This is a genomic window from Paraburkholderia edwinii (genome assembly GCF_019428685.1).
In the GTDB taxonomy this organism is placed as follows: Bacteria; Pseudomonadota; Gammaproteobacteria; order Burkholderiales; family Burkholderiaceae; genus Paraburkholderia; species Paraburkholderia edwinii.
In genome coordinates this window covers 2,969,244-2,986,084 of sequence record NZ_CP080096.1, presented here as the reverse complement: position 1 = coordinate 2,986,084, position 16,841 = coordinate 2,969,244, and the positions used below count along the sequence as shown (strand labels likewise).

Sequence of the window (16,841 nt, the reverse complement as noted above, 5' to 3'; positions counted from 1 at the left end):
GTGAAGGAGAGCGCACCCATCATAGCGCCGGCGGCGCGCCGATCTTCGCCAGCGCGGCGCCGATCGCACCGTCGAGCCGCTCGACAATCGTCGCAATCTGCTGTTCGGTGCAGATAAACGGCGGCGCAAGCAGCACATGATCGCCGCGCTTGCCGTCGACCGTGCCGCCCATCGGATACACCATCAGCCCGCGCTGCATCGCTTCGCCTTTAATCAGCGCATGCAGTTTGTGCTGCGGCTCGAACGGCGCCTTCGTCGCGCGATCGTGCACGAGTTCGACGCCGACAAAGAGACCACGCCCGCGCACATCGCCGATATACGGATGGTTCGCATAGCGCTCGCGCAGCAGCGCACGCAACTGTTCGCCACGCGCCTTGACGTTATCGAGCAGCCGTTCTTCGGCAATTACTTTCTGCACTTCGAGCGCCGCCGCGCACGCGGCCGCATGCCCGATATACGTGTGCCCGTGCTGAAAGAACCCCGATCCGCCGACGATGGTCCGATAGATATCTTCGCTGACAAGCGTCGCGCCGATCGCCTGATAGCCGGCGCCGAGTCCCTTTGCAATGGTCAACAGGTCCGGCGCGACGCCGTCTTCTTCGCAGGCGTACAGATAGCCGGTGCGGCCCATGCCGGACATGATCTCGTCGAGAATCAGCAGCACGCCGTATTTGTCGCAGACGGCGCGAATCTTGCGGAAGTAGTCGCGCACCGGCGGCACGGCGCCGGCCGTCGCGCCGACCACGGTTTCGGCGACGAAGGCCGCGACCGTATCGGTACCGAGTTCGACGATCTTCGCTTCGAGTTCGTCGGCAAGACGTTGCGCGTACGCTTCGTCGCTTTCGCCGGCGTGCCGTTCCCGATACGCGAAGCAGGGGCTCACATGGTGCGCTTCGATCAGGATCGGCAGGAATGGCTCGCGGCGCCATGCATTGCCGCCGATCGCGAGCGCGCCGAGTGTATTGCCGTGGTAGCTCTGGCGTCGCGCAATGAAATGCCGCCGCTGCGTCTCGCCCTTTTCGACGAAGTACTGGCGGGCGAGCTTCAACGCGGCTTCGATGGCTTCCGAACCGCCGGATACGAAATAGACATGGCTTAAGCCGGCGGGCGCTGCATCGACGAGATGCCCGGCCAGTTGCTCGGCGGCTTCAGTGGTGAAAAACGACGTGTGCGCGTACGGCAGCTGCTGGACCTGGCGCCTGATTGCGTCGATGACGCGCTGGTTGCTGTGCCCGAGGCACGATACGGCCGCGCCGCCGCTTGCGTCGATATAACGCTTGCCTTGCGAGTCGACGATCTCGATGCCATCGCCCGCCACCGCGACCGGTAACGTGGCGCGCGGCGCGCGATGGAATACCCTGGTCATGGTCCGGCCTCCGGAAGCGGATGAAACACACGATGCAAAATTCTACATGAACAACAACAAATGTTGTCAATGCGGGAAATCGTGTGGAGGTGGGGACCTGGGTGCCTCGCTTTTATCTGGGGCTTGCAGGGCTGCGTTGCTACACTGCCCGCTTAAACGGCGCATTTACGCGGAATACGCGCCGCTCGCATGCAATTCGGCTTCCGCCGCTTCAAGCTGCTCAACCGCTTCCTTGCCTTCGAGCGCGAGCAGATGCGCGACGAGCATCTCCGCCAGTGCCGAGGCTGCGACAAGCGACGGAAAGAACGACGGCGTTTCATGCGAAAAAATCAGCGTCTGGTCCGCGTTCAGCGCGATCGGCGACACCGCGCTGTCGGTTAGCGCGATCAGCCGCGAACCCTGCCGCACGGCAGCTTCCGCAACGCGCACCGCTTCGGTGGAATATGGTGCAAAGCTGATCACCACTGTCGCATGGCGTTTTTCGATGCCGCGCAGCTGCATTTCGAGCGTGCCCGCTTCCGCGGAAATCAGGCTTACCGACGAGCGGAACAGGCGATAGCCGTAGACCATGCCGAACGCAACCGGAAAACACGAGCGGAACCCGGCGACATGCACATGCGGCGCCTTGCGGATCAGCTTCGCGGCTTCGGCGACGAGCGCTGCGTTATGTGCGACCGTGGTTTCGAGGTTATGTGCCTGCGCCGCGGCGAGGTCTTGCGTCAGCCGGTTGCCCGAGCCGCCTTTGACGAGCGAACGCGCCTTCGCGGTCAGCGGTTCGGGACGCGTGCGCAGACGGCCGACGAAGATCTCGCGCAACTCGTTCCAGCCGGGAAAGCCGAGATACTGCGCCAGACGCACCATCGCAGCCGGCTGGACGTTCGCGCGCTCGGCGACCTTGCGCATCGACAGCACGGCGACTTCATCGGGATTGTCGAGTAGAAACGCCGCCGCAAGCTGAAATTGCGGGCTCAGTTCAGGAAACTTCTCGCGGATCGTCGCCGCGAGCGCGTCGAAGGTCTGGGTCACCGGGGTGCCTCGTGGTAGGGCGGGTATCACAGCGGGACAGCAGGGTTTTGCAGCGGCTTGCGCTGCAAGCAGTATGAGCCGGCGCTATTTAACCACGAGCAAGGCGTTGTCCGAAGGAAGCAGGGCGAACCGGAGGCGGTTCGCCGCAATAGGGACGCAGGATGAAATTCAGCCGCGTGGCTTCGTCAGTTGTGCGGCGGTGTCGCCGGCACCCATCCGCGCGGCCGCGTCGGCGGCCGAATTGCCGCCCGCGTCGCGTGCCTGCGGGTTCGCGCCGCGCGAAATCAGCAAGTCGACGATGTCGGTGCGATTGAACATCGCGGCCACCATCAATGCAGTGCGGCCGTCCGGCGACGCACCTTCCACATCGGCGCCATGATCGAGCAGGATTTCGATGATCGGCTTGAAGCCCTTGAATGCGGCGCCCGCAATCGGCGTCTGGCCGTTGTTGTTGCGCAGGTTTGGGTCGGCGCCCCGTTCGAGCAGCGTACGCACCGCATCCTCGTGGCCGTGGTAAGCGGCCAGCATCACGAGGCTATCGCCCTTATCGTTACGAAGGTTCGGCGGCACGCCTTTCTCGATCACCGCGGCCAGCATCGTCGCATCGCCACGCCGCGCGAGTTCGAACACCTCGTGTGCGAGTTCGATCAGTTGCGGGTCGATTTCTTCGGATGGTTGCTGCGCTTGCGTCGGTTTCTGGGTGTCGGTCATCGCGGACTCCTCGTGATAGGGGCGGGCGGCGCCGGTGTGCAAAGCGGCATCGACCGGCGCCAAGGCTGCGTCAAGCATAGCGCGGATCGTTCGATGGCGTGGGCAAACGGCGCATGAACGCGCTACCGTAGGCCCGGAACATGCTGTGTGCAGTCGGGGCGGCCGCGATTGGAGCGAGAGCGGTCGCGTTTAACGCGATCCCCCTTGCGAGGACAGCCATCATGGCGGCTGCTAACGATCGATACCCTGCTGCTGTTTATGCTGCCCACGCGTTGAAGCGCAATGCCGCGCGTAAGCTGTGCGCGCTATGTATGGCGCTATTTCCGATAGTCGCCGCGCAGGGCGCGACGCCTGCAGCTAATTCGATCGCCGTAACCGATTGCACGCTGATCGACGACAACGCTTCGTATAACGACGCAGCCACCACGCAGCAGGACGCCGCGCGCGTGCATATGATCAGCGACGAACTGCGCGCGCAGTTGCGCGACCGCTCGCTCTATCGCGTCGCCGATAACGCGCCGGCTAGCGCATTGATCGGCAAGCTCTCGGCGTCGCAGAACCTGAACGCGTGCAACGGCTGCGAACTCGATATCGGCCGCAAGCTCGGAACCGAGCGCGTGGGCGTGTGCTGGGTGCAAAAGATCAGCAACCTGATCATCAACATCAATTTGCGTATTGAAGATGTCGCGAGCGGGAAGACGGTGTTTCAGCGCTCAGTCGATATTCGCGGCAATACGGATCTGTCATGGCGTCGCGGCGTGAAGGCGCTTGTTGATCTGCTCGCTGAGGATCGCGATACGGCGCATTGATGCTTGTCACCGCTTCCCACCGCATGGCAGACCGCATCGCGGCGTGCAGTCACTGCGCGTTGTCGTCGCTTTTGCCGCGCCGCGCGGCATCGTCGAACATCTGCTTGAGCTGCGCACGCTGTTCGTCGGTCAGGTAACCCGCCGCATCCGGCATCGCGAGCACAAGCTGCAATCTGAGTTCGCCCTGATTGCCTGATGCATCAGATAGCCCGTGCGCGGACAGGCGGATCACACTGCCTTGCGCCGAGTTCGGCGGAATCGCGACGCGCAGGTTGCGCCCGAGCAGATGCGTTTCGAATGTGCCGCCGAGCGTGGCAGTCACGAAATCGACTTTCAGTTCGCTCTTCAGATTGAGTCCGTCGCGCTCGAAATCGGAGCCGCACAGAATGACGATAGAGAGCACGGCGTTGCCTGCGGTGCCGCCGTTCGCGCCGGGAAAGCCGCCGTCGGGCACCGTCAGTTGCTGGCCATCCCAGGCGCCGGCAGGCACGGCAACCTGGTCGGTTTTCCAGTAGCTTTCGGAGCCCGTGTTCTGGCACGCGGCGCAGCGATCGACGCTGGCGCGTCCGGTGCCGCCGCACGTACCGCAGCGTGCGCCGAGCGCGGTTTTGCCCTGGCCATCGCAATCGGCGCAAGGCCCGGCGTTGAAGCGCGCGCTCATGCCGCCACTCATGCCGCCACATTGCCGGCACGGCGCGGTTATCTGGTAACTGGTCGGCACGTGGCCGCCGTTCAACGCGACATCGAGCGGCACATAAAGCTTGTCGTGGCGGTTCGCGCCGCGCATCGGCGGCCGGTCTTCGTTTGAACGGTATGCCTGCCAGCGGTCCGAGGTCGTGGACCAGGGCTTGCTGTCCGTATCGCGTTCGTTCGCGCGCGGCGAACGCGGTTGCGGCTGAGGTCGGGGCGGGCGCGCCTGCGTATGACGGCTCTCTTTTTGCGCGGCGGAAGGGCTTTGCACCGCGGGCGCGCGTGCGCCGGTCAAGACTTCGAATGCTTCCTGAATGCGCTTGAAGACGGGCTCGACGTTCGATTCGCTGCCCTTGTTGAGGTCTGGATGGTACTTCGCGCGCAGGCGCCGATACGCTTTCTTGATCTCTTCCGGCGATGCGGTTTCAGGCAGGTTCAGCCGCTTGTAGTATTCCCCGATGCTCACGCGTTCTATCCGTCGTCTGTGCAAGCCGCAAGTCTATCAAGTGATGCGATCGGTTCGCGGTGAAAATTGTTTGAAAGACAACTTAGGCGGAAAGGGCGGCCGCGTGGCTGTCGCTAACAGTAAGGAGGTTTGAAATGACGGATCTGGCAGGAAAAGTCGCGCTCGTGACGGGCGGCAGCCGCGGCATCGGCAAGGCCATTGCGCTTGCGTATGGAAAGTGCGGGATGTCGGTTGCGCTCACGTACAAGGATGCGGTTGAACCCGCGCGCGAAACGGTCGCGCAGATCGAAGCGGCCGGTGCGAAAGCGATCGCGATTCAGGTCGACGTGCGCGATGCCGCCGCGATCAAAAAGATGGCTGACAACACGCGCGACGCGTTCGGCAAGATTGACGTGCTCGTCAACAATGCAGGCATCGGTTACGCAAAGCCGTGGCAGCAGCTCACCGCCGACGACTGGCATACGACGATCGCGACGAATCTCACCTCGGCCTGGCTCGCGTCGCAGGAGGTCGCGCCTGAAATGGTGTCGCGCGGTTGGGGACGTCTGATCATGCTGTCGTCGGTGGCCGCGCAGACGGGCGGCGTGATCGGTCCGCACTATGCGGCGTCGAAGGCGGGCATGATCGGGCTCGCGCACAGTTATGCGAGCTTGCTCGCGAAAACGGGCGTCACGTCGAACGCGATCGCGCCCGCGCTGATCGAGACCGATATGGTTGCCGGCAATCCGAACATCAAACGCGATGTGATTCCGGTGGGGCGCCTCGGCGACGTCGCCGAAGTGGCCGACATCGCGGTGCTGCTCGCGAGCAATGGCTATATAAACGGCCAGACCATCAATGTAAATGGCGGCTGGTATATGAGCAGCTAAAGCTAAGGTGCACGCTCATGCGTGAGCAGCTTGATGCGGCCGGTGTGACTGTTTACAACAGTGTGCGCGCGTTCCTGGACAGCGCGTTGCCGGCCTGGTAACCTGGCGTCTGTGCAATGTGCAGGCAGACGGAGAACCACCATGGCAGCCATTTCGAATTCGCGCGAGTCGAATGCCGCAGCGCGCTACATGCAAGCGACGCGCAATGTCGAGCAGGCATTCCGGCTTGTGCGCGGAGAAGTCGAAGATGAAGCGTCGATCAGCCACTCGGATGCAGTGTCGCGCCTCGAACGCGCGCTCGAGGAATTGACCGAAGCGGAGCGACTTTTCGATTCCGCAGTCAAGGGTACGCGTCGCGCGCACTAATCGCGCGCATTAATATAAGTCAGCTTCCCATTCTTCCCCTTCTTTATTCAATCGTGCCTCGGGCGTAAGCCCGATCCACTTTTGCTATCACCCCATCCAATACCCGGATTGTTCCCGCATCGCGTGCGGCTTTATATTGTTTGAACCGGAACCCGTCACAAGCCGGCAATAACGATATAGCGGCGCGCTCGCAAGCCGTGCGCCGTACAGGAGCGCATGATGAATCAGATCGATCTGGAGGGCCGCGTCGTCGTCATTACCGGCGGTGCGCGCGGCATCGGCTATGCAGTCGCGCAACGCGCACTGCGTTCGGGCGCGCAAGTCGCGCTGTGGGATATCGATAGCGAGCGCCTCGAGCGCAGCAAAAAAGAACTCGAAGCGCTCGGCGCCGTGTCGGCCGCGACGGTCGAACTGACCGACGAAGCGTCGATCGACAAGGCAGTTGCCGCAACCGTCGCCGCACATGGCGCGATTCACGTGCTGATCAATTGCGCGGGCATTACCGGAGGCAACGGCACATTGTGGGATCTCACGCCCGACGTGTGGCGCCGCGTGATCGACGTGAACCTGATCGGCCCGTACCTCACGTGCCGCGCGATCGTGCCGCTGATGATCAAACAGAACTACGGCCGCATCGTCAATATTGCTTCGGTGGCGGGCAAGGAAGGCAATCCGAACGCATCGCACTACAGCGCGTCGAAGGCTGGCTTGATCGGGCTCACGAAATCGCTCGGCAAGGAACTCGCCACCAAAAACATTCTCGTGAACGCCGTCACCCCGGCAGCCGCGAAGACTGAGATCTTCGACACGATGAAGCAGGAACACATCGACTACATGCTGTCGAAAATTCCGATGAACCGCTTCCTGCTGCCCGAAGAGGCCGCGTCGATGATTCTCTGGCTGTCGTCGGAAGACTGCGCGTTCAGTACCGGCTCGGTATTCGACCTGTCCGGCGGCCGCGCGACTTACTGACGCGGACTGCCGATCGATTCGAGCGATTCGTCTTTCCCGCGCGCCGCGCCGTGCACGACCGTCCGTCCGCGCACAACTGGTTGCGCGCACAACCGCATCAACGCAAGCGTTCAACCGCATCAGCGCGCCAGCGCAAAACATAACGGAGCCTACTAACATGGCGATGCCCACTATCCGGCACGTGCGTGCCTTCGTCGTCCGCGGCGGCGGCGCCGACTATCACGATCAGGCCGGCGGCCACTGGATCGACGATCACATCTCGACGCCGATGGCGCGCTATCCCGAATACCGGCAAAGCCGGCAGTCGTTCGGCATTAACGTGCTCGGCACGCTCGTCGTCGAGATCGAAGCGAGTGACGGCACGGTCGGCTTCGCGGTCACGACGGGCGGCGAGATCGGCGCGTTTATCGTCGAGCGGCATCTCGCGCGCTTTCTCGAAGGGCAGCTCGTGACCGACATCGAGAAGATGTGGGATCAGATGTACTTTTCGACGCTCTATTACGGACGCAAAGGCATCGTGCTCAATACGATCTCGGGCGTCGATCTCGCGTTGTGGGATCTGCTCGCGAAAGTGCGTAAAGAGCCGGTGTACCAACTATTGGGCGGACCGGTACGCGATGAGCTGCAGTTTTATGCGACCGGCGCGCGGCCCGATCTCGCGAAAGACATGGGCTTTATCGGCGGCAAGCTGCCGCTGCAGCACGGTCCCGCGGAAGGCGAGGCGGGGTTCAGGCAGAACATCGAGCGTCTCGCCGATATGCGCAGCCGCGTCGGCGACGATTTCTGGCTCATGTACGACTGCTGGATGAGCCTCGACGTCAACTATGCGACGAAGTTCGCGAAGGCGGCGCACGAGTACGGTCTCAAATGGATCGAGGAAGCGTTGCCGCCCGATGACTACTGGGGTTACGCCGAACTGCGCCGCAACGTTCCGCGAGGCATGATGGTGTCCACCGGCGAACACGAAGCGACGCGCTGGGGCTTCCGGATGCTGCTCGAAATGGAATGCTGCGATCTGATCCAGCCGGACGTCGGCTGGTGCGGCGGCATTACCGAGCTGATCAAGATTTCGGCGCTTGCCGATGCGCATAACGTGCTGGTCGTGCCGCATGGATCGTCGGTGTACAGCTATCACTTCGTGGTGACGCGACATAACTCGCCGTTCTCCGAGTTCCTGATGATGGCGCCGAAGGCCGATGAAGTCGTGCCGATGTTCACGCCGCTTCTGCTCGACGAGCCGGTACCGGTGAGCGGCAGGTTGAAGGTGCCGGACACGCCGGGCTTCGGCGTGCGGTTGAATCCGGAATGCGCGCTTGCGCGGCCGTACCCGCACTAAAAGCGCCGCATAAAAAGCACGCATAAAAAGCACGCATAAAAGGCACGCATTAAAAGCATCAAGGCACCAGGTCAGTCAACGAAGGAGACAGTTGTGTTGCTGAAAGACAAGGCGGTGATCGTGACGGGCGGCTCGCGCGGTATCGGCCGCGCGATTGCGGTGGCGTGCGCAAAAGACGGCGCGGATGTCGCGATCAATTACTGGGGCGACAACGACGCGTCGTATAACCGCCGCTCCGCGGTCGCGGAAGTCGTCGAGGAAATCGAAGCGCTGGGCCGCCGCGTGATCGCGGTCGAAGGCAACGTCGCCGATCGCGCGACCGGACCGGAACTCGTGCGCCGCACGGTCGAGGCGTTCGGCAAGGTCGACGTGCTCGCGAGTAATGCGGGCATCTGCCCGTTTCACGCGTTTCTCGATATGCCGGCCGACGTGCTCGAAACGACGGTGGCGGTGAACCTGAACGGCGCATTCTTCGTGACGCAGGCCGCCGCGCAGCAGATGAAAGCGCAGGGCACGGGTGGCGCGATCGTCGCGACGAGTTCGATCAGCGCGCTGGTCGGCGGCGGCATGCAGACGCATTACACGCCGACCAAGGCCGGCGTGCATTCGCTGATGCAGTCGTGCGCGATCGCGCTCGGGCCGTATGGCATTCGCTGCAATTCGGTCATGCCCGGCACAATCGCAACGGACCTCAACGCGGAAGACCTCGCCGACGAAGCCAAGAAGGCGTACTTCGAAAAGCGCATTCCGCTCGGGCGCCTAGGCCGTCCCGACGACGTTGCTGATTGCGTCGTGTTTCTTGCGTCGGACCGGGCGCGCTATGTGACGGGTGCCGCGTTACTCGTCGACGGCGGCCTGTTCGTGAATCTGCAATGAGGCGTGCTCATTGCGATGCTCATTGTGATGTTCAATGCGCGGACGCAGTCTTGGGCGCGGCACGACTGGCAGACGCGACATCGCCGGCCGCGGGCGCATCGCGCTTTAGCGTAAGCGAATGCTGACGCAGCAATTCGACAAAGCGTTCGGCCGGCTCGGCGAGCGGTTCTTCCTTGCGCGTCAGAATGCCGAAGCCCGCGAGGCTCTTGCCGATTTCAACCGGCAGCGCGACCAGCAGCTTGCCGCGCACATGGTCGCGCACGACCGATTCGGGCAGCATCGCAACGGCATCGTAGTTTTCGAGCAGCTGCAGCGTCGCGAAAATCGATGCGCATTCGGTGAGATTGGCGGGCGTGGTCAGCCCCGCGCGTGCGAGTTCTTCTTCGAACAGCACGCGCGCGGGGCTCGAAATCGGCTGCGCAACCCACGGCCAGCCGATCACTTCGGGCAGCGAGAGCGTCGTACGGCTTGCAAGCGGATGCACGGCGCGCACGACCAGCAGCAGCGTTTCGCGCGCGAGCGGCTCGAAGCTGAAATCGTTGTGCTGCAGCGGATGGGTGAGGCGCCCGAGCGCGAGGTCGACTTCGCGGCGATGCAGCAACTGCACGACCTGGTCGCTCGTTTCGCCGAGGATGCAGACGTTGAGCAGCGGCCGCTCGGTCTTCAGTGTCGCGACGGCCATCGCGAGCAGGTCGGGCGCAGCGCCCATGATGGCGCCCACGGTGAGCTGGCCGTGGCCGCCTTTGCGCTTCACTTCGAGGTCGTCGGCAAAGCGCGTCAGTTCGGCGAGCGCGCGGCGCGCATAGGCGAGCGTAACGACGCCGAGCGGCGTCGGCTGCATGCCGCGCGCGTTGCGCTCGAACAGCAGAAAGCCGAGCGCTTCCTCGATATCGCCGAGCATGCGGCTCGCGCTCGGCTGCGCGACGTTGATGGCGTCGGCCGCCTGATGGACGTTGCGGGTGTCGTCGAGTGCGACGAGCAGCGCAAGATGTTTGAACTTGAGCCGGTTGATAAGGGCGACGGTGGCGGCGTTCTGGCTCATGAGGTGTGCGATTCGGTTTCGGTATCGCCCTATCCGAACAACGGATTGAGAGGCTATCGACGCCCGAATTATAGTCGTTGCATACGCGCGACCGCGAAAGCGCCCGTCAACCGCGGCGAACGGCACCCGAAAGCCTTAGCCCGGCACGAAAAGCACGGCGGGAGTTAGCGGGACATCAAGCGAGGACATGGAGCGCGGCATGGAGACAATCGCTTTCCGGATGGTGCTGAACCCCGGCATGCGCGACGAATACGAACGGCGCCACAACGAGATCTGGCCGGAGCTGGTTGATGCATTGCATCAAGCCGGCGTGCGCGATTATTCGATCTACTACGATGACGCAACGCATCATCTGTTCGCGGTGCTCACGCGCACCGCCGATCACACGATGGACGAACTGCCGCATCTCGCTGTGATGCGCAAATGGTGGGATTACATGGCGGACCTCATGCAGACCGCCACGGATCACACACCGCTTCAGCAGCCGCTTTCGCGCGTATTCCGATTGCCGGGTGTTGATGCGCTACAAACCTGATGGACTGACGACGCTCAACAGATAAAGGACTTCCATGCAAGTGGTCGACCCGCACATTCATCTGTGGGACCTGAAGACGCATCACTATCCGTGGCTGGCGAACCCGGGCATATCGTTTGTCGGCGACGCGCGCGATTTGCAGCATGACTATCTGCTCAGCGACCTGCTTAAGGATGCGCAGCCCGTCGAAGTCCTGAAAGTGGTGCATGTCGAGGCGAATCACGATCCGTCGGACCCCGTCGAAGAAACGCGTTGGTTGCAGCAGGTGGCCGACGAACCTTCATCGCGCCGCATGCCGAACGGCATTGTCGCGGGCGTCGATCTTTCCGCACCCAATGCGGCGCAGGTACTCGAAGGACACGCCGCATTCGCGAACACGCGCGGCGTACGGCAGATCCTGAACGTGCACGAGAACAGGCTGTACGACTATATCGGCCGTCATCTGTTGCGCGATGCGACGTGGCGCGCGAATTTCGCGCGGCTGCGTCAGCATGGGATGTCGTTCGATATGCAGCTGTATCCGTCGCAAATGGAAGAGGCGGCCGCGCTTGCGCGCGAACATGCGGATACGCAGTTCATCGTCAATCACACGGGTATGTTTGTCGACCGCGATAGCGTCGCGGGCTATCGCGCCTGGCGTGAAGGGATGCGCAAGCTTGCGGGCTGCGCGAACGTCGCGGTGAAGATCAGCGGGCTCGCAATGTTCGATCACCGTTGGACGGTCGAGAGCTTGCGGCCTTATGTGCTGGAAACGATCGATACGTTCGGCGTCGAGCGTGCGATGTTCGCGTCGAATTTCCCGGTCGACCGGCAGTTCGGCTCGTATGCGGATTTGTGGAACGCCTATGCGGCGATTGTCGGCGGCGCGAGCGATGCCGAGAAAGCGGCGCTGTTCGTGCGCAATGCGGGGCGCGTTTACCGCATTTGACACAAACGCTTCGACGCGACGCTTTGACGGAGCCCTGAAAAGTACCCTGAGGCAACCGTAATAACGCGGCACACCCACGATGCCGCTTGCTGGAGGAGACACGCAGTGCAGCATGACACCGACGCGGCGCCGAGGCTGGAACTGAAACACGCGAGCAAATCGTTCGGGCGCGTTCGCGCGCTCGCCAACGGCGGACTCGTCTTATGGCCTGGAGAAGTGCATGCGTTGCTCGGCGAGAACGGCGCCGGCAAGTCGACGCTCGTCAAGATTCTCGCGGGCGTGCATCAGCCCGACACGGGCGAGCTTTATATCGACGGCACGCCGCGTCACTTCGCGACGCCGGCGGAAGCGCGCGACGCGGGCCTGGCCGTCATCTATCAGGAACCGACGCTGTTCTTCGATCTATCGATTGCGGAGAACATCTATATGGGCCGGCAGCCCGTGGACCGCATCGGCCGCATTCAATACGACGCGATGCGCGACGAAGTGAACGGCCTGCTGGCGTCGCTCGGCGTCGATCTGCGCGCCGACCAGCTCGTGCGCGGGCTTTCGATTGCCGACCAGCAGGTTATCGAAATCGCGAAGGCGCTCTCGCTTAACGCGAGCGTGCTGATCATGGACGAGCCGACCGCCGCCTTGTCGTTGCCCGAAGTCGAGCGGCTCTTTGCGATCGTGCGCAAGCTGCGCGAACGCGATGTCGCGATCCTGTTCATCACGCACCGGCTCGACGAAGTGTTCGCGCTCACTCAGCACGTCACGATCATGCGCGACGGCGCAAAAGTATTCGACGCACCGACCTCGGCGCTGACCACCGACCAGATCGTCGCGAAGATGGTTGGCCGCGACCTCGAAACGTTCTACCCGAAAGCCGAAGTGACGCCTGGTGAAGTGCGGCTTGCCGTGCGCAACCTGACGCGCATCGGCGTATTCAAGGACATTTCCTTCGAAGTGCGCGCGGGCGAAATCGTCGCGCTGGCGGGTCTTGTCGGCGCGGGACGCAGCGAAGTCGCGCGCGCGATTTTCGGTATCGACGCATACGACTCAGGCGAGGTGCTGCTCGGCGGCAAACGGCTTGCGTCAGGACGTCCGGCCGCCGCCGTGCGCGCAGGGCTCGCGCTCGTGCCGGAGGATCGGCGTCAGCAAGGGCTTGCGCTCGAATTGAGCATCGCGCGCAATGCGTCGCTGACGGTGCTGGGCCGCCTCGTTCGGCACGGCCTCATCTCCACGCGCAGCGAGACACAACTCGCGGCGCATTGGGGCAAGCGGCTGCGCCTGAAAGCCGACGACCCGAGCGCAGCGGCAGGTACGCTTTCCGGCGGTAACCAGCAGAAAGTCGTGCTCGGCAAATGGCTCGCGACGAACCCGAACGTGCTGATCATCGACGAACCGACGCGCGGCATCGACGTCGGCGCGAAGGCCGAAGTGTATAGCGCGCTATCGGAACTCGTGCAGAACGGCATGGCCGTGCTGATGATTTCGAGCGAGCTGCCCGAAGTGCTCGGCATGGCCGACCGCGTGCTCGTGATGCACGAAGGACGTATCAGCGCCGAAATCACGCGTGCCGACGCGAGCGAGGAACGGATCATGAGCGCGGCGCTCGGACAGGGCGCCGCTCAATGGGGGCATGCCGCATGATGCGCCATTCATCGACTCATGGATCGACTCACGCCGCGCCAGTGCAACCGTCAGGCGAAAAGCGCGCCGCACCGCGCGCGGGCAGCGTGATCGGCACGCTGGCGAAGAGCCGCGAAACGACGCTCTTTGTCGTACTGCTGTTGCTGATCGTCGGCACCGCGCTCGCGCGGCCGCAATTCCTGAATCTGCAAAACCTGCGGGACGTCCTGCTGAATGTTTCGATCATCAGCTTGCTGACCGCGGGGATGACCGTTGTGATTCTGATGCGCCATATCGATCTGTCGGTCGGATCGACGGTCGGCATCAGCGCGTATGCGGTCGGTAGTTTGTATGTTGCGTTCCCGCAGATGCCGGTGCTCGTCGCGCTCGCAGCGGGCCTTGTGATCGGACTTGTTGCGGGCGGCATCAACGCGCTGCTCGTCGCGGTCGGACGCGTACCTTCGCTCGTGGCGACGCTATCGACGCTCTATATTTTCCGCGGCGCCGACTACGCATGGGTGCACGGCGGACAAATCAACGCAACGAGTCTGCCCGACGCGTTCTCGCGGCTCGCGACCGGCACGGCGTTCGGTATTCCGACGCTTGCGCTGATTGCGGCCGCGGTATTGATCGCGCTCGGCGTTTATCTGAAGCATTTCCGCGGCGGCCGCGAGCATTACGCAATCGGCTCAAATCCGGAAGCGGCGCGGCTGGCGGGCGTCAACGTCGAGCGGCGCGTGATGTCGGGTTTTCTGCTGTCGGGCGCGATTGCAGGCTTTGCCGGTGCGTTGTGGCTTGCGCGTTTCGGTACCGTCGACGCCAGCACGGCGAAAGGCATCGAATTGCAGGTCGTCGCGGCCGCGGTGGTCGGCAGTGTCGCGATTACGGGCGGCGTCGGCACGATACTCGGCGCGACGCTCGGTGCGCTTGTGCTTGGCGTGATCAGCATCGCGCTGGTCGTGCTGCACGTTTCGCCGTTCTGGGAGCAAGCCATCGAAGGCGCGCTGATCGTCGCTGCGATCACCGTCGATACCTTGCTGGCTCGCTCCGTCGCCAAACGCATGATGAGGAAACGCGATCATGGCTAAACCCGATTCCGCGCTGCTTACGCGCAAGCGGCAAACGCCGCTGCGCTGGGAGACGCTGCTCGTGATCGTGCTCGCGCTGTCGCTGGTGCTCGGCCGCGTGCTGTCGCCGGTGTTTCTGACCGGTGCGAACCTGTCGAACGTGCTCGCCGATCTGACCGAGATTGCATTGATGGCGCTGCCGATGACGCTGATTATCGTGGCCGCCGAAATCGACCTTTCCGTGGCGTCCGTGCTCGGCGCGTCGAGCGCGTTGATGGGCGTGCTATGGCATATGGGCTTGCCGATGCCCGTGGTTATCGTGCTCGTGCTGCTGTTCGGCATGCTGGCGGGCTTGTTGAACGGGCTCGTGATCGTGAAGCTGAATCTGCCTTCGCTGGCGGTCACCATCGGCACGCTCGCGCTGTTTCGCGGTCTTGCGTATGTGCTGCTCGGCGATCAGGCGGTGGCGGATTTTCCGCCGGGCTATACCGCGTTCGGCATGGATACGCTTGGCGCCACGTTTATTCCGCTGCCGTTCGTGATCGTCATCGTGTGCGCCGTGGTGTTTACCGTGCTGCTGCAGGCCACCGCGTTTGGCCGCAGCCTCTATGCGATCGGCGCGAATCCGACGGCCGCCGCATTCTCGGGCATCGAAGTCGCGAAGATTCGGCTTACCACCTTCGTGCTGTCGGGCGTGATGAGCGCGCTGGCCGGCATCGTCTATACGCTGCGTTTCACGAGTGCGCGTGGCGACAACGGAGAAGGGTTCGAGCTCTCCGTGATCGCGGCGGTGCTGTTCGGCGGCGTCAGCATTTTCGGCGGACGCGGCTCGATGATTGGCGTGCTGCTGTCGCTGCTGATTATCGGCGTATTGAAGAATGCGCTGACGCTCGACGACGTATCGAGCGAAACGCTGACCATCGTCACTGGTGCATTGCTGCTTGCTTCCGTGCTGATTCCGAATCTCGTGGCGCGCTGGCGCGCGATGCGCGATCGGCGTTTTCTGGCGAAGTCGGCGTCTTCGCAAGCTGCAAACTAAAAACGCAGTGACAGGGACAGGGTAGTGACCGATATCAACAACCCGGACCGGAACGGTCCGCTAATTCCAGCGAGGAGACAGACAAATGGATAAACCTCTGCGGTATGCGAAAAGCACGGCGAAAACCGCACTATCCGCGGCGCTGCTATGCGCGGCGATGCTCGGCGTCGCGAGCGCCGCACACGCGGCCGATCTGAAAAACGGCTTGAAGATCGCCTTCGTCCCGAAGCAGATCAACAACCCATACGAAGTGATCGCGGACGACGGCGGCATGGCCGCGATCAAGGAATTCAAGGGCGACGGCAAGGTGGTCGGTCCGTCGGACGCGGGCGCTTCGTCGCAAGTGTCGTATATCAACACGTTGATTACGCAACGGCAAAACGCCATCGTGATCGCCGCGAACGATGCGAACGCGCTCGTGCCGTATCTGAAGAAGGCGATGTCGCAAGGCATCAAGGTCGTCACGTTCGACTCGGATACGGCGCCTGACGGACGCCAGTTATTCGTGAACCAGGCGAACGCCGAGAGTATCGGCCGCGGTCAGATCCAGCTCGTGTCCAAGCTGATGGGCGGCGAGGGCGAGTTCGCGATTCTGTCGGCAACGCCGAACGCAACGAATCAGAACACGTGGATCAAGTGGATGCAGGAAGAGCTGAAAAAGCCCGAGTATTCGAAGATGAAGCTCGTGAAGATCGCCTACGGCAACGACGACGACCAGAAGTCGTTCGTCGAGACGCAAGGCTTGCTGCAGGCGTATCCGAACCTGAAGGCGATCGTTGCGCCGACCTCGGTCGGCATCGCGGCGGCCGCGCGTTATATCTCGACGTCGTCGAGCAAGGGCAAGGTCGCGGTCACGGGCCTCGGCACGCCGAACCAGATGCGCGCGTTCGTGAAGAACGGCACGGTTAAGGCGTTCCAGTTGTGGGACCCGGGTCAACTCGGCTATCTCGCGGCCTATGCGGCGGCGAACCTCGCATCGGGCACGATCAGCGGCAAGGAAGGCGAGTCGTTCGAAGCGGGCAAACTCGGCAAGCGCACGATCGGCGCGAACGGCGAGATCATTCTTGGGCCGCCGACCACGTTCGACGCGAGCAACATCGACAACTTCAACTTCTGACGACGGCTGCCG

17 protein-coding genes are annotated in these 16,841 nt (G+C 62.9%); 12 read left to right on the top strand and 5 right to left on the bottom strand.

The features are described from left to right. Positions 1–19: 19 nt before the first annotated feature. The 3 genes from KZJ38_RS34675 to KZJ38_RS34665 form a co-directional block, all read right to left on the bottom strand. Positions 20–1,366: an aspartate aminotransferase family protein gene (locus KZJ38_RS34675; protein ID WP_219801522.1), complete on the bottom strand. Its 1,347-nt coding sequence runs from the start codon at positions 1,364–1,366 to the stop codon at positions 20–22. Between the two features lie 165 nt (positions 1,367–1,531). Continuing rightward, the gene (locus KZJ38_RS34670) at positions 1,532–2,392 is read right to left on the bottom strand and encodes a MurR/RpiR family transcriptional regulator (protein WP_219801521.1); all 861 of its coding nucleotides are present in this window, start codon (positions 2,390–2,392) and stop codon (positions 1,532–1,534) included. 168 nt (positions 2,393–2,560) lie between these two features. Continuing rightward, the gene (locus KZJ38_RS34665) at positions 2,561–3,103 is read right to left on the bottom strand and encodes an ankyrin repeat domain-containing protein (protein ID WP_219801520.1); all 543 of its coding nucleotides are present in this window, start codon (positions 3,101–3,103) and stop codon (positions 2,561–2,563) included. Between the two features lie 311 nt (positions 3,104–3,414). Between KZJ38_RS34665 and KZJ38_RS34660 the strand changes: the two genes are divergently transcribed. Beyond that, positions 3,415–3,912, top strand: a complete 498-nt coding sequence (locus KZJ38_RS34660; protein WP_219801519.1) for a DUF3280 domain-containing protein — start codon at positions 3,415–3,417, stop codon at positions 3,910–3,912. Positions 3,913–3,961: 49 nt separating this feature from the next. On the opposite strand, the gene KZJ38_RS34655 is transcribed toward KZJ38_RS34660, so the two are convergent. Continuing rightward, positions 3,962–5,068, bottom strand: a complete 1,107-nt coding sequence (locus KZJ38_RS34655) for a DnaJ C-terminal domain-containing protein (protein ID WP_219801518.1) — start codon at positions 5,066–5,068, stop codon at positions 3,962–3,964. A 134-nt stretch (positions 5,069–5,202) separates the two neighbouring features. Between KZJ38_RS34655 and KZJ38_RS34650 the strand changes: the two genes are divergently transcribed. From KZJ38_RS34650 to lra1, 5 genes are all read left to right on the top strand, one after another. Continuing rightward, positions 5,203–5,937, top strand: coding sequence for an SDR family NAD(P)-dependent oxidoreductase (locus KZJ38_RS34650; protein WP_219801517.1), 735 nt, complete (start codon positions 5,203–5,205; stop codon positions 5,935–5,937). A gap of 141 nt (positions 5,938–6,078) precedes the next feature. Further along, positions 6,079–6,303, top strand: a complete 225-nt coding sequence (locus KZJ38_RS34645; protein ID WP_219801516.1) for a hypothetical protein — start codon at positions 6,079–6,081, stop codon at positions 6,301–6,303. Between the two features lie 219 nt (positions 6,304–6,522). Then, the gene (locus KZJ38_RS34640; protein WP_219803802.1) at positions 6,523–7,275 is read left to right on the top strand and encodes an SDR family NAD(P)-dependent oxidoreductase; all 753 of its coding nucleotides are present in this window, start codon (positions 6,523–6,525) and stop codon (positions 7,273–7,275) included. Between the two features lie 157 nt (positions 7,276–7,432). After that, on the top strand, positions 7,433–8,611 hold the full coding sequence (gene rhmD / locus KZJ38_RS34635) for an L-rhamnonate dehydratase (protein ID WP_219801515.1): 1,179 nt from the start codon (positions 7,433–7,435) through the stop codon (positions 8,609–8,611). Positions 8,612–8,704: 93 nt separating this feature from the next. Continuing rightward, positions 8,705–9,487: an L-rhamnose 1-dehydrogenase Lra1 gene (gene lra1 / locus KZJ38_RS34630; RefSeq protein ID WP_219801514.1), complete on the top strand. Its 783-nt coding sequence runs from the start codon at positions 8,705–8,707 to the stop codon at positions 9,485–9,487. 31 nt (positions 9,488–9,518) lie between these two features. On the opposite strand, the gene KZJ38_RS34625 is transcribed toward lra1, so the two are convergent. Then, complete coding sequence (locus KZJ38_RS34625) at positions 9,519–10,529, bottom strand: LysR family transcriptional regulator (RefSeq protein ID WP_219801513.1); 1,011 nt, start codon at positions 10,527–10,529, stop codon at positions 9,519–9,521. A 199-nt stretch (positions 10,530–10,728) separates the two neighbouring features. On the opposite strand from KZJ38_RS34625, the gene rhaM reads away from it, so the two are divergent. The 6 genes from rhaM to rhaS all read left to right on the top strand — a co-directional run bounded on the left by rhaM (position 10,729) and on the right by rhaS (position 16,829). After that, complete coding sequence (gene rhaM, locus KZJ38_RS34620; protein WP_219801512.1) at positions 10,729–11,064, top strand: L-rhamnose mutarotase; 336 nt, start codon at positions 10,729–10,731, stop codon at positions 11,062–11,064. Positions 11,065–11,098: 34 nt separating this feature from the next. Further along, complete coding sequence (locus KZJ38_RS34615) at positions 11,099–11,992, top strand: amidohydrolase family protein (RefSeq protein ID WP_219801511.1); 894 nt, start codon at positions 11,099–11,101, stop codon at positions 11,990–11,992. 105 nt (positions 11,993–12,097) lie between these two features. After that, positions 12,098–13,627: a sugar ABC transporter ATP-binding protein gene (locus KZJ38_RS34610; RefSeq protein WP_219801510.1), complete on the top strand. Its 1,530-nt coding sequence runs from the start codon at positions 12,098–12,100 to the stop codon at positions 13,625–13,627. Further along, positions 13,624–14,694, top strand: a complete 1,071-nt coding sequence (locus KZJ38_RS34605; protein WP_219801509.1) for an ABC transporter permease — start codon at positions 13,624–13,626, stop codon at positions 14,692–14,694. The genes KZJ38_RS34610 and KZJ38_RS34605 overlap by 4 nt, the downstream gene beginning before the upstream one ends. Next, positions 14,687–15,712 carry an ABC transporter permease gene (locus tag KZJ38_RS34600; RefSeq protein ID WP_219801508.1) on the top strand — a complete coding sequence of 342 codons (1,026 nt, stop codon included), beginning with the start codon at positions 14,687–14,689 and terminating at the stop codon, positions 15,710–15,712. The genes KZJ38_RS34605 and KZJ38_RS34600 overlap by 8 nt, the downstream gene beginning before the upstream one ends. Positions 15,713–15,797: 85 nt before the next feature. Continuing rightward, a complete protein-coding gene (gene rhaS / locus KZJ38_RS34595; protein WP_219801507.1) occupies positions 15,798–16,829 on the top strand; it encodes a rhamnose ABC transporter substrate-binding protein in 1,032 nt (343 codons plus the stop codon). The last annotated feature ends 12 nt before the right edge of the window (positions 16,830–16,841 follow it).